This window comes from Flavobacterium sp., from assembly GCF_044357305.1.
GTDB lineage: Bacteria > Bacteroidota > Bacteroidia > Flavobacteriales > Flavobacteriaceae > Flavobacterium.
In genome coordinates this window covers 59201-71816 of the sequence record NZ_JBIKPS010000015.1, presented here as the reverse complement: position 1 = coordinate 71816, position 12616 = coordinate 59201, and the positions used below count along the sequence as shown (strand labels likewise).

16 protein-coding genes are annotated in these 12616 nt (G+C 31.6%); 4 read left to right on the top strand and 12 right to left on the bottom strand.

The window, feature by feature from the left end:
- Positions 1-282: 282 nt before the first annotated feature.
- From ACIQ2J_RS10305 to ACIQ2J_RS10285, 5 genes are read right to left on the bottom strand one after another with little or no spacing between them, the layout of a single operon-like run.
- Positions 283-753 carry a sensor of ECF-type sigma factor gene (locus ACIQ2J_RS10305; RefSeq protein WP_396169382.1) on the bottom strand — a complete coding sequence of 157 codons (471 nt, stop codon included), beginning with the start codon at positions 751-753 and terminating at the stop codon, positions 283-285.
- 5 nt (positions 754-758) lie between these two features.
- Positions 759-1184, bottom strand: coding sequence for a hypothetical protein (locus ACIQ2J_RS10300; RefSeq protein WP_396169380.1), 426 nt, complete (start codon positions 1182-1184; stop codon positions 759-761).
- Positions 1185-1208: 24 nt separating this feature from the next.
- Positions 1209-1751 (bottom strand): RNA polymerase sigma factor, encoded by a 543-nt coding sequence (locus tag ACIQ2J_RS10295; protein WP_396169378.1) that lies wholly within the window; start codon positions 1749-1751, stop codon positions 1209-1211.
- Positions 1752-1809: 58 nt separating this feature from the next.
- On the bottom strand, positions 1810-2919 hold the full coding sequence (locus tag ACIQ2J_RS10290; RefSeq protein ID WP_396169376.1) for a GyrI-like domain-containing protein: 1110 nt from the start codon (positions 2917-2919) through the stop codon (positions 1810-1812).
- Between the two features lie 39 nt (positions 2920-2958).
- Complete coding sequence (locus ACIQ2J_RS10285) at positions 2959-3147, bottom strand: hypothetical protein (protein ID WP_396169373.1); 189 nt, start codon at positions 3145-3147, stop codon at positions 2959-2961.
- Between the two features lie 76 nt (positions 3148-3223).
- Between ACIQ2J_RS10285 and ACIQ2J_RS10280 the strand changes: the two genes are divergently transcribed.
- Positions 3224-3607 carry a hypothetical protein gene (locus tag ACIQ2J_RS10280; RefSeq protein WP_396169371.1) on the top strand — a complete coding sequence of 128 codons (384 nt, stop codon included), beginning with the start codon at positions 3224-3226 and terminating at the stop codon, positions 3605-3607.
- 2 nt (positions 3608-3609) lie between these two features.
- Here the strand turns inward: ACIQ2J_RS10280 and ACIQ2J_RS10275 are convergent, their stop codons facing one another.
- Entirely contained in the window at positions 3610-4104 is a 495-nt protein-coding gene (locus ACIQ2J_RS10275) for a GNAT family N-acetyltransferase (RefSeq protein WP_396169370.1), read from the bottom strand.
- Between the two features lie 188 nt (positions 4105-4292).
- On the opposite strand from ACIQ2J_RS10275, the gene menD reads away from it, so the two are divergent.
- Positions 4293-5951 carry a 2-succinyl-5-enolpyruvyl-6-hydroxy-3-cyclohexene-1-carboxylic-acid synthase gene (gene menD / locus ACIQ2J_RS10270; RefSeq protein WP_396169384.1) on the top strand — a complete coding sequence of 553 codons (1659 nt, stop codon included), beginning with the start codon at positions 4293-4295 and terminating at the stop codon, positions 5949-5951.
- Here menD and ACIQ2J_RS10265 read toward each other — a convergent pair.
- The 3 genes from ACIQ2J_RS10265 to ACIQ2J_RS10255 are packed head-to-tail and all read right to left on the bottom strand — an operon-like array spanning position 5948 to position 7008.
- Positions 5948-6370 (bottom strand): SET domain-containing protein-lysine N-methyltransferase, encoded by a 423-nt coding sequence (locus ACIQ2J_RS10265; RefSeq protein WP_396169368.1) that lies wholly within the window; start codon positions 6368-6370, stop codon positions 5948-5950. The two genes, menD and ACIQ2J_RS10265, sit on opposite strands and share 4 nt — an antisense overlap.
- Before the next feature lie 4 nt (positions 6371-6374).
- Complete coding sequence (locus ACIQ2J_RS10260; protein ID WP_396169364.1) at positions 6375-6665, bottom strand: helix-turn-helix domain-containing protein; 291 nt, start codon at positions 6663-6665, stop codon at positions 6375-6377.
- The gene (locus tag ACIQ2J_RS10255; RefSeq protein ID WP_396169362.1) at positions 6655-7008 is read right to left on the bottom strand and encodes a type II toxin-antitoxin system RelE/ParE family toxin; all 354 of its coding nucleotides are present in this window, start codon (positions 7006-7008) and stop codon (positions 6655-6657) included. Before ACIQ2J_RS10255 ends, ACIQ2J_RS10260 begins: the two co-directional genes overlap by 11 nt.
- A gap of 168 nt (positions 7009-7176) precedes the next feature.
- On the opposite strand from ACIQ2J_RS10255, the gene ACIQ2J_RS10250 reads away from it, so the two are divergent.
- On the top strand, positions 7177-8004 hold the full coding sequence (locus ACIQ2J_RS10250; RefSeq protein ID WP_396169359.1) for a S1 RNA-binding domain-containing protein: 828 nt from the start codon (positions 7177-7179) through the stop codon (positions 8002-8004).
- 21 nt (positions 8005-8025) lie between these two features.
- Positions 8026-9012 (top strand): T9SS C-terminal target domain-containing protein, encoded by a 987-nt coding sequence (locus ACIQ2J_RS10245; protein WP_396169357.1) that lies wholly within the window; start codon positions 8026-8028, stop codon positions 9010-9012.
- Positions 9013-9516: 504 nt separating this feature from the next.
- On the opposite strand, the gene ACIQ2J_RS10240 is transcribed toward ACIQ2J_RS10245, so the two are convergent.
- The 3 genes from ACIQ2J_RS10240 to ACIQ2J_RS10230 all read right to left on the bottom strand — a co-directional run bounded on the left by ACIQ2J_RS10240 (position 9517) and on the right by ACIQ2J_RS10230 (position 12575).
- Positions 9517-9873 carry a cupin domain-containing protein gene (locus ACIQ2J_RS10240; protein ID WP_396169355.1) on the bottom strand — a complete coding sequence of 119 codons (357 nt, stop codon included), beginning with the start codon at positions 9871-9873 and terminating at the stop codon, positions 9517-9519.
- 183 nt (positions 9874-10056) lie between these two features.
- Entirely contained in the window at positions 10057-10644 is a 588-nt protein-coding gene (locus ACIQ2J_RS10235; RefSeq protein ID WP_396169353.1) for a dual specificity protein phosphatase family protein, read from the bottom strand.
- A 5-nt stretch (positions 10645-10649) separates the two neighbouring features.
- The gene (locus tag ACIQ2J_RS10230) at positions 10650-12575 is read right to left on the bottom strand and encodes an LTA synthase family protein (RefSeq protein WP_396169350.1); all 1926 of its coding nucleotides are present in this window, start codon (positions 12573-12575) and stop codon (positions 10650-10652) included.
- Between the last annotated feature and the right edge of the window lie 41 nt (positions 12576-12616).

The window sequence follows — 12616 nt, the reverse complement described above, 5'->3', positions numbered from 1 at the left end:
GTTGTCCGATAAAACTAACTATTTGCTTTGTTAAGTCTTACAAATAGTACGAAATTTTAGACTCAACTTAATTTTTAATATATTCTCGCTAAGATACAAAGTCGCAAAGAACTCAGATATAAACTGCTACTTCGCGCCTTTGCGAGAAAAAACATATAATGTTTTTAGCAATAAATATTTTAATCGGACAATAATATAAAAACCCATTAAAAAAAGGGATTTTTCGATTGAAAATCGCTTTTTTTTAATGGGTTTCCACAAACTAAAACTCGAAACTTTAAACTACCCCCCTATCTTTTTATCCCGATACTGTTGCAATAGTTTTTTACTAAACTGTTCTTCTGCTTGTTTTAGTTTCAAAATTTTAGTAGAAGGAAGAATTCCTTTTAAATTAGCAACAAATTTCTTTTTCAGTTGGTCTAATTCGTCTTCGTTGCTTTCCATTTGAGTTAATAGCGTTGCTGCTTCTTTCTCGGATAAATTATCAATAGAACTACCATCGGTTCTTTTTAGAAAGGCTTTTAATTTCTGTTTTTTAATTTCTTGCTGTCTGACTTCAAAGGCATTGAATAACGGCCAAAACTTAGCTGCTTCATCTGGAGTTAAATTTAACTCGGTAGTTATAAAAGCTACTTTTAATGCTTTTATCTGTTCTTTTTTTTCTTTAAATCGTCCTCTTAAAGGTCCATCTTGACCAAAAGAAGCAATGGTTATAAAGAATAAAGAAACGATTAATAATTTGTAATTTTTCATGCTATTTAATTTTCGTTGGTAATATATTGTTCTAAATCAATGTTGTTAGAAAGTTCGTCTTCTAAAGCATCTTTGGTAATAGGAGTGTTAACTTTCAATTTTTCTATATCTTCTTGTTCTAATAAATTCACTAAATCATCATCCGAAACCGACTTGTTTAGCGTAAGATAGTTTTCAATTTCGGTAGAACTTAATTCTTGCTCCTTATTTTGCAATTGATTTACAATGGGCAAAGATAATGTTAATATTAAAATTGCAGCAGCAGTATAAATCCATTTTTTATTTCGAGCATAGAACGAAATTACTTTCGGTTCTTCTTTGGGTATTCGTTGCATTACTTTTTCAGAAAAAGCTTCCCAATAACCTTCAGGAATTTGAAACCCTGTGGTTATTTTTTCGCTTGTATCTATTTTAAAATCTTTCATATCCATAAGACAATATCTGTTCTTAAAGGTTTAATTGGTTTTTAGGAATTCTTCAATTTTTTTAACGGCATGGTGGTACGATGCTTTCAATGCTCCAACCGATGTGCCTAATACCTCCGAAATTTGTTCGTACTTTAGTTCTTCAAAATATTTCATTTTAAAAACAAGTTGTTGTTTTTCTGGCAGTAATACAATTGCTTTTTGGAGTTTTATTTGAATTTCATTTCCGTCAAAATACACATCCGATTGTAAATTTTCTACAATTTTAGTTTGCATTGCTTCGCTAGTAGTTCCGTTGCGCTTGGCTTTGTTGTTAATAAAAGTGATGGCTTCGTTGGTTGCAATGCGATACATCCAAGAAAAAAGTTTGCTATTGCCTTTAAAGTTTTTAAGGTTTTGAAATATCTTCACAAATGTATTTTGCAAAACATCATCGGTATCATCGTGGTTAAGCACAATTGTACGAATAAGATTATACAAAGGCTTTTGATAATCGTGCAAGAGTTTTTGAAACGCAACATTCTGCGTTTTGGGGTCCAACAACTCGTTTATAAATTCCTTTTCGTCTTGCAATGCAAAAATTTGTTAATTGGAATAAAGATAACAGAAAAGGTTTAATACAAAAGTAATTTTAGTTGTTTTTTGAAGGAGTAGCACTTTCCGTTGGAGGAGTGGCAACAACCAAAGAATCGAGAGGTTTTCTATTTACTGCTTTTGGTGCTGCTTTTGGAAAAACAGGGATGTAAATTTCGGTAACCCACTTGGAAGGATTTTTAACATCCTTTCTTCCAACTGCATAAACTTCTACAATTTGACCTGAATTATTTCGCTCCAAATGATTATCTGAAATGTAACGTAATGCTTTTTTCCATGCTGTTTGGGTATGGGAATAATCACCAACAAGTGTAGTTTTCAAAGTGGTATAACTTACTGATTTACCAGATTCTATATCACTTCCTGGCATAATATGAATAGAATCTCTAACGGGCATACATACTGAAAATCCTATGTCATCGTTTGTTCGATCGTATTTATGATAAATAATAAATGGTTTTCCGTTGCTGCTCATTTTATTTTTATCAAAGAAATGTTCCATTCTTGAAACCAAAACTTTAATGTTTCTTTCAACGTCTTTTTGTTTGCAATGTAAAAATTGTTTTAAGTAAAATCCACCCGGACGGTTTACAATTCCGTTCACTTTTACCGAATAAGTATTGATTTCGTAATCGAGTGTTTTGTTAAGGTTTTCCAAACTTTTCTCGAAGGTATCGCCCATAACACTATTAATTCCACCATGAAAAAAAGCAGCAACTTTCGATTTAATATCTAGTTTCCCTTTACTTCTCCATGTAACTTTGGTTCCACCAACGGTATCTTTAAATTTCCAAAAAAATTCAGAGGTTTCCTGATTATTAACCATTTTTTGGGAAATACTTTCGTTTTCTTTTACCAAAATAGTTTTTAAATTACCTTCAGTACCACTACTAACCCATGAGCATGATGCTCCTTTACCCATTGTAAGTTCGGGATAATTAAAATTATAGGTGTTGTCGTTTTTTATCCAAGTACAAAAAGTTTCCCAATTTCTATAATCGTTTATATAGTTAAATACTATTACTCTTGGATTTTTTATTACTTTACTTCTAGTAACATCATAATCTCCTTTTTGTGTTAAAATAAAAACACTCAATCCTATTAGGAAAAGGAAGAGCAATAAGAAAAAGTATTTAAGGATTCTCATAACAAAGTTTGAAATTTATAAAGTAAATATAGCAAAAATTTAGTGTTTGGAGAAAATTTTAATCATAAATAATATAAAAATAAAAGCGAAAAAGCCTAAGAGTATTTTATAGTTTCCTTTGTAGAATTGATTGTGAAGCATTTTGTCTTTTCCGTAAGCATAAACCATCGCAATAATGAAGGCAACAACAAACACTCCTGCAAAGACCAACTGACCTTGTGTGAACATAATAATTATTTTTCAACAAATTTAGGCAATTATATTCCTAATTAGTAATTTGGCTTTCTAATTTATTCCTTAATATATGCAAAAGCAAATCAACTCCGTAAAAGAATTTCATACTAGTTTCCAATTGGGATATAGCGAAACAATAATTGGTGACCTTGGCCAAAGCAAAAACCTGCTTCGTTACAATTTGATGAAAGAAGAAAATGAAGAATACCTTGAAGCAGCGCAGAATAACGATATAACTGAAATTGCCGATGCACTTGGCGATATGTTGTATATTTTGTGCGGCACCATTATCGAACACGGATTACAACATAAAATAGAAGCAGTTTTTGACGAAATCCAACGAAGTAACATGAGTAAATTGGATGAAAATGGGCAACCCATTTATCGGGAAGATGGTAAAGTGCTGAAAGGACCGAATTATTTCAAGCCAAATTTTGACGCAATTTTGAAATAGTATTAAAGCATTTTCTGCATAAAAACACTGTGCAACCAGCGGTTGAATTTAAAACCAGATTCTTTAATGGTACCTACAATTTCGAATCCAAATTTCTTATGAAATTCAATGCTGCTTTGGTTTTCGGCATCAATTACGCCAATCATGGTATGCAGTTTTTGGGCTTTCGCCAAATCGATTAAGTTTTCTAAAATCAATTTTCCAATGCCTTTCCCGATATGATTGGGATGGGCATAAACCGAATGTTCTACCGTAAATTTATAAGCTTCCCTAAATCGGAATTCACTATAATAACCAAAACCAACCACCGTTTCCTCTTCGGTAGCAACAACTACAGGAAAACCTTTGGATAATTTTTCTTCCAAAATAGCCACTTGATTCTCTAAAGTTCTTGGCTCATAATCGTATAGAGCCGTTGCATTTAGAATATTATAATTTATAATTTCTAAAATGGCTTGCGCATCTTTAATTTGGTACGATCTGATTTTGATTTCCATGATCCAAAAATAGTATTTTTTTAACCAATTTGAAATTAAACCTCCTTGTTTAAGTAATTGCTTAATTAACGTAACTTTCTTAATGGTTTAATTTAAACTCAATAAATAACTTTGTACTTTTGCTAGAATAAATTTAAGTTTTACAATTAATTCATGAGGATGAGATTGCTTCGTTCCTCGCAATGACAATGACCTACCCAAAAATACCTTTAGCACAATCTATAATCGAACTACTTCGTGCCAAAGGCATCACCAATATTGTAATCTCACCTGGATCTAGAAATGCACCACTAACAATAGGTTTTGTAAATAACCCAAATTTTACTTGCTATAGCATTGCCGACGAACGTTCGGCAGCATTTTTTGCACTCGGAATGGCGCAACAAATTAACAAACCAGTGGCTGTAGTTTGCACCTCGGGATCGGCATTGCTGAATTATTATCCGGCATTTGCGGAAGCATTTTACAGTCAGATTCCGTTTATTGTTATTTCTGCCGATAGACCCCAAAGCAAGATTGACATTGGCGATGGGCAAACCATTCGCCAAGAAAATGTTTTTGCCAATCATTCTTTATATAATGCCAACCTTACGGAAAATACTTCTGAGGAAAATGATTTATTAATTCAAGAAGCAATTGATACGGCTTTCGTCAAAAGAGGTCCAGTGCACATCAACGCGCCATTTGAAGAACCTTTATACGAAACAACTTCCGAATTATTGGTTACTGCAAAAATCATTTCTTCCATTTCGAAAGAATTTACGATAGCAGAAAATTTATCCGAATTTGCTACCATTTGGAATACTACTAAAAAGAAATTAATTCTCGTTGGGGTTAATGAACCGAATGCTGTTGAACAACAATTTTTAGATACTTTAGCAAACGATCCTTCGGTGGTTGTAATGATAGAAACGACTTCCAATTTACACCATCCGAAGTTTATCAATACTATAGATACCATAATTACTCCCTTTACAAACGAGGATTTTCTGTATTTTCAACCTGAAATTTTAGTAACTTTTGGCGGAATGATTGTTTCCAAACGCATCAAAGCATTTTTAAGAAAATACCAGCCCAACCACCATTGGCATATGGATTCTTTAAGGGCCTACGATACTTTTGGTTGTTTGACCAAACATTTTAAAGTAACACCCAACTTGTTTTTTCAATCGTTTTTTCCGTTGACACAAAAGGTGGAAAGCAATTACAACCAAAAATTACAAAATATTAAAGCACTACGCCAACAAAAAAGTTTGGAATATCTTGCTAAAATTCCGTTTACCGATTTTAAAGTGTTTGAAAAAGTGTTGCCTGCTTTGCCTAAGAATTCGCAATTGCAAATTAGCAACAGTTCCCCTATTCGCTATGCGCAATTATTTGATATTGAAAAAAGCATTGAAGTCTTTAGCAACAGAGGAACCAGCGGTATTGACGGAAGTACTTCTACAGCAATTGGAGCTGCAGTTGGAAGTCAAAAACCAAATGTGTTTATAGCTGGCGATATCGGATTTTTGTACGATAGCAATGCCCTTTGGAATAATTATATTCCGAAGGATTTCAAAATTATCTTAATTAATAATGGTGGTGGTGGCATCTTCCGAATTTTACCAGGACACGATGAAACGCCTGTTTTTACTACTTTTTTCGAAACTTCCCATTGCTTAACGGGAGAACATTTAGCCAAAATGTATGGCTTTAATTACCTAACAGCAAGTACCGAAACTACTTTAGAAAACAGTTTAAATGTGTTGTTTTCTAATAATGAAAAGCCCACTTTATTGGAAGTTTTTACACCAACTTTAGAAAACGATAAAGTGTTATTGCAATATTTTAAAGAGTTGGTTTAACCGTGTTTCTTCCAGTACTTCTTCCCATAATCACAGAAAATTTCTTCTCCTGATTTTAGCTTTCTAATGGCAATTAGGCACACATTCTGGTTTTCGTCTAAGGTTATTTTGGCATTGTTTTTAAATGCTGATTTAGTAAAACCAGCAGCATCGTTAGCATATTTTGCAAAACAATTGGTATTTCGGCAATCTAAAATGCTTCCGTTAAGAAGATTCATAAAATAGTTATCGGTCCCGTTTTTCATTCGAATTGCTGCCTCTTCATCCGATAAAATTTCCCCTTTGAATTCGGAGATAATTTCGTCTTTGTAAATAGTAATAGCAGTAAACAAACCATTCCCCGAATTAGGAAGTTGCGAAGTGGCTACATATAAATAATCCTCTTCAAGGGCTTGGATTTTATTTTGGTCGGTTGCCATTAAATTAAAACTCAATTTGAATTTTTACTTTTCCGCCAAGACCTTTTTCTACAATATCGTATAATGTTTTAAGAGTAAGATTACTTCCATTATTTTCAATTCGTGAAATAAATTCTCTTTTTTTATCAATAATCCCTCCAAGTTCGGATTGGGTAAGGTGTTTTTCTTCACGTGCTTTTTTTAATTGCAGACCGATTTTAAAGCCTTCAAAATCTCTTTCTAAAGCATCGCGTCTTTCGGTTCCTTTTTCACCATAAACCGTATCTTTAATATCTTTCCAACTTTTAGTTTCCATTTTCATTTGATTTTTCATAATAATATTGGTGCATTAATCGCAATGCTTTTTCAATTTCTTTTTTTGGTACTTTTTTCGTTTTCTTTTGAAAACCATTTAATAGAATAACTAATTTTCCTTCATCAAAAAAACAGAAAACTCTCCAAATATTGCTCCCTAATTGAATTCGTGCTTCAAAAAGTCCTGCAGTTCCTTCTATAAATTTTAGATAATTTGCTGGCACACGCTCTAAAGTTTCAATAGCTTCAATTATCTTAAAAATTTTATCTTGAACTTTTTTCGGTTGTTCAACTAAAAAATCTTCAAAATAAGATTTATAGGCTATGACTTCTCTCACTTTCATTCATCAAAGGTAACTTAAAAGTTACATTTTATCAAAAAATAATAATAAATTTCAAAATTAGATGTTTAAATTAATTGTAGAATTAAGATTACGCATCTTCCAACTTCCATCTTCTAACTCCCAACTTCCAACTCATTTTCGTACCTTTGCCAAAATTACAAGCATATTATGAAAATTGGTCAATTCAATACGTTAACGATAAATAGAGATACTCAGGTAGGTTTGTTCCTTACTGATGGGAAAGAAGATGTTTTATTACCTAATAAATACGTCCCAAAAGTATTTGAAATTGGCGAAGAAATTACCGTTTTCGTTTATTTGGATCACGAAGAACGCCCTGTGGCAACAACCTTAGTTCCGTATATTTTCTTGAACGAATTTGCGCTTTTACGTGTGAATTATGTTAATCAAGTCGGTGCTTTTATGGATTGGGGAATGGAAAAAGATATTCTAGTTCCGTTCAAAGAGCAAGCCCGACCTATGGAAAAAGGAAAACGTTATTTGGTGTATCTTTATATGGATGAAAAAACCAATAGACTGGTGGCTTCTAGTAAAACCAACCAGTTTTTAAATAATGAAAATGTTACTTTAGAGAAAAACGAAGAAGTAGATTTGATTATTTCTCATATTACAGAAATCGGAATTAACGTCATCATCAACCAAAAACACAAAGGTTTGGTTTATAAAGATGAAGTTTACGACGATGCAATTCGTACCGGAGATAAAATGAAAGGCTATATTAAGACCATTCGTCCGGACGGAAAAATTGATGTTTCCTTGCGTATTCTTGGTTTTGAAAATATTGAACCAAATTCAGAGATTATTTTAAACGAATTAAGAGCCAGCCGTGGATTTTTAAGATTGAACGACAATTCTAATCCGGAAGATATCAAGACGGTTTTGAAAATGAGCAAGAAAACCTTCAAGAAAGCCATTGGACTTTTATATAAAGAGAAATTGATTGAGATTAAAGACGATGGAATTCATCTGCTATAAATCCTTTGCAAATTATTTTTTATGAAAATACCTACAAGACATTATAAATCCATTTTGAAATTGGTATTTATAATGTCTTTACTTTTTTGTAACACTTTAGCAACCGCACAAAAAAAGGGCTGCACCGATCCACTTGCTAATAATCAGGAGGGATTTGCAACGATAAACGATGGAAGTTGTAAGTACAATTCTACAGCTGTAAAAGCCCAATTAGTTGCTAATTTGCCAACTACTTTAACCGAAAGTTCGGGGTTGATTTATTTTAAAGGAAGTTTGTGGAGCCACAACGACGACACCGATACAAATATTTATGAATTAAATTCAACATCGGGAGAAGTACTTCGTAAAATAAAACTCCCAAAAATTTCAAATACTGATTGGGAAGAGATTTCGCAAGACAGCACTTATATTTATATAGCAGATACGGGAAATAATTACCAAGGAAATCGCAACAATTTACATATTCTTAGGATGTCGAAAACTTCTTTTCTGGAAGAAAAACCTAGTATAGATACTATTTCTTTTACCTATTTCGATCAAAAAGAATTTCAAAAACAAAAACCGAATACTACCGATTTTGATTTGGAGGCATTCGTGGTTAGCAACGACAGTATTTATCTGTTTTCCAAACAATGGAAATCCCGAAAAACGACACTTTATGTTCTGCCGAAAGTTCCTGGTAATTATATCGCTAAAGCAAAAGGAACGCTGGATGTAAATGGTCTGATTACCGGAGCAACCTATAACGAAACGAAAAAACAAGTGGTTATTTGCGGATATACGAGATTCGTAAAGCCTTTTTTGTATTTGCTTTACGATTATCCTAAACATAATTTTTTGGAGGGAAATCATCGAAAAATAAAACTACAACTTCCTTTTCATCAAATCGAAGGCATTGCAACGGATGGTACTTTTTATTATTTATCCAATGAAAAATTCAATTTTAAAAGTTTGATTCCTATTGCGCCAGCACTTTGGAAAATAGATTTATCCGAATTTTTAAAATAAATAAAAGAAACTTCTAAGCTATTAGAGCAATCTTATAATAATTATTATAGCAATTATTTTATTACTGAATTACTATTAATTTTATATTAAAATCTAATTTGTGATATTGCAAATTCATCCTTAAGGGTTAAAGTATTGTTTTTTTATTAGAAAAAAGTATAAAAAAAGCACAGGAAGTTAACTTCCTGTGCATGTAATTGGCTCTTACGTGTATTCGTAGTCTTCCGTAAACTCTACGTTGCCCATATAACCAAGCCAATTTATCATTAATTACTTTTTTCCTTTTTTTAAAGAGAAGATCTGAAAAAGCAACAACTAACTTGATTTTCTTTTTACAAAGATGCAGCGATTACGTTTGATAAATATTATATGATTTCTATAAAATTTTATATTAATTACAGATTTTCAATTCCGATTAGAAACAAAAAAAACACTATTAAATAGTGCTTTTAGAATAGTATTAATTCAACAATGCAAATTAGTTTATTAAAAAAGGGAATACTTTTATAAATCCTCATAACCACTTTTTATTACAGTAGAAATCATTTTAAATTGTTCGTTAGCATTAAAATGGTGTTTTGCATGCGCTGGAATCACAATACCTTCACCAAGTTTTAATTTAAATACTTTATCATTAATAGTAATCTCTGCAGTGCCATCAATTATTTGTATATACGTATCAAAAGGAGAAATTTTTTCATCTAACTCTTCACCAGCATCAAAAGAAGAAATAGTAACATTTCCAGTCGTTTTTTTAATTATAGTTTTGCTAACAACGGCATTGGCCATATATTCAATTATCTCTACAATAATATGCGTTTTGCCTTTTTCTAATTCTGAACTTTCAATATTTTTTTCCATTTTTCAAATAAATATTTTATTATTCCTTAAGTATCAAATCCGACTAAGTGGTTATAATTTGCTTTATTGAATTGTTTACAAATTTATTTGTAGACAAAATACATGCAAATATAGACAAATGGAAATAAAATATTTTATATAATATTTAGAAAATATTATATAATTAAAAAAAAAGGTGTTTTATTATTTATTGGAGATTGCTAATTGCTTTCTACTTTTATAGGCTTTTAAATATTCACCTTTAGGTTTTCCATCGTCAAAAGAACTAAAGGTTAATGGAAATGCTGCTTTATGTCGGGCATCTTGATTAGAGAAACCTTCGTACTCTATTCTGTAAATTGCCGAATACATTTGGGCTCTACCAATACCATGGTAGCAATGAATTAGAACAGGATAATTGTTTTTGTTATCCATAATTTTGAAGAAAATATCTAAATTCTTTTGATTTGGAACTTGATCCGAACCATCATTATAATAGTTCACTCCAGGAATTTTAGCAATTGCTTGTTTCTCTGCAGTTAACTCTGCAGGAACTTCTGGATTGTTTACATCATCTCCAGTACCTGGAAAACGCAAATCAACTATCGATTTAATATGGTATTTTTTTACATAACTTTCAATTTCATCAGGAGGAATAGTACCACTTTTATATACTTTTCCTTCGGTAATTGTCATGAAATTATGATTGATATGACGATCATAAACATATTTCCCAGTAATAATTAAAACTACAACAATTAATGCTGCAATTATTTTCTTTTTGATACTCATCTTTATTAGTCTTTTGAAGTCAATTTTTTATCAATAATTCGTTCCATGTAATCTTGCAAAAATGCTTTGCAGCGAAGTTCTAAAAAATTCATTTCGGAATTTCGGTGGCTTATTAAATTGTTTTTTAAATCCTTATCTTCTTTGTTATAAAAACCAACTGCTTTTTCTCCATCAAAAGTACAAATATAATTTCCACTCATCATTTGGTACTTATCCGAAGAATAACGCATCACAAAAGGTTTCACTTTATCGTTACTTATTAGACTTCTACCCCAACTTCTAAAAGGCTTCTCGTACCCTATCATATCTAATAAAGTAGGATATATATCTATTTGTTGTGCCCAATCTTTATTGACTCCTTTGTATTTTTCATTTGGTGTAAAAAACAAAATTGGAACCGTGTGAAAATTCTGGTCTTTACCATATTCAGGATAGTAAATTAAATTATCATGATCGGCAACCAACACAAAAATAGTGTTTTGGTACCAAGCCTCTTTTTTGGCGGATTTAAAAAATTGCTTCAAAGAAAAATCGGTATAGCCAATACATTGGTGAATTGGGTTATCGCCTTTCGGAAATTTACCTTCATATTTTTCCGGAATAACATAGGGTTCATGAGAGGAAACTGAAAATAAAGTAGCCATAAACGGCCCTTTCTTTTGCGAAAGCGTTTTGTTGAAATACTGCATAAATGGCTCGTCCCAAATACCCCAAGAGCCATCAAAATCGGCATCATTATTATATTCATTTTTACCATAATAATGGTCGTAGCCTAAGATATTTCCGAAACCAAGAAATCCCATAGAACCATTAGGTGCACCATGAAAAAAAGAAGAATCATAGCCTTCACTTTTTAATATAGAAACCAACGATTCAATTTTTTGTTTAGGAAAAGGTGACGACGTAAATGCATCTTTAAAGGACGGAATTCCAGCAATTACTGACGACATTCCGTGAATCGATTTATACCCATTGGCATAGGCATTCGTATAAATCAAACTATGTTGGGCTAACGAATCTACAAAAGGCGAATACCCTTCATAATTTGGGATTTTTGAGTCTTTATTGAATGAACTAATGTATTCTTTGGCATAACTTTCTAAAATAATAATTACCACATTGGGCTTTGTTTTAGGGTTGTTATGGTATTGTTTTATTGGAATAATCAAAGAATCGATAGTAGCTTTTGAAACCAAATTCACTTTCTGAAACGTATTGGTATTCCAGGTTCTAATAATTGCAAATGGCGTGTTCAATACATAATCAGCTTGAGAGGCATCGGTAACATAACGACTGGCATCTAATAAATTTATCGGACGGGTACTTTTACTAAAATCACCACGTATTCCTCCAATACACATGGTAGTTAGAAAAAGAAAACTTAAAGTTGAAACAGCAAAATATTTGAAAGTAGCACTAGGAATATGATGCTGGATTTTGACTTTTTTATAGAGGTAAATCCAAAGATAAGCACACAAGAAAAACATTAAAAATACGTGCCAATATTCCATTAAAAAATTAAAAAATAAACGCGTTTTATTACTTTCATTTTCTAAAGTATCCAATGATGCTCTGGTGCTTCTGTTGAAGGTATACTTGTAATAAATAAAATCAATAAAATTGGTAGTAAATGCAAGTAAATTGGTTGAAAAATAAAGATAAAACAAAAAATTTTGAAAACCTTTTTTAGCATTTACAATTAATGGAAAAATAGAGAGTATAATAAATAACGAATTGATATACAGTATTGTAGTGGTGTCAAAAGCAAGTCCATGATACGACAAGGCAATAAAATCGGTAACCGAATCAATTTTAACTAAATTTATATTATAAATAAAGAACAAAATTCGAGCTATCATGTAAAACATATAGACCAAAATTATCCTGTAAAACAACACTTTATATTCGTTATATCTTGGAAATCTTTTCATTAATTGGGAATATAATTTTATGCAAAATTAATAAATACTAT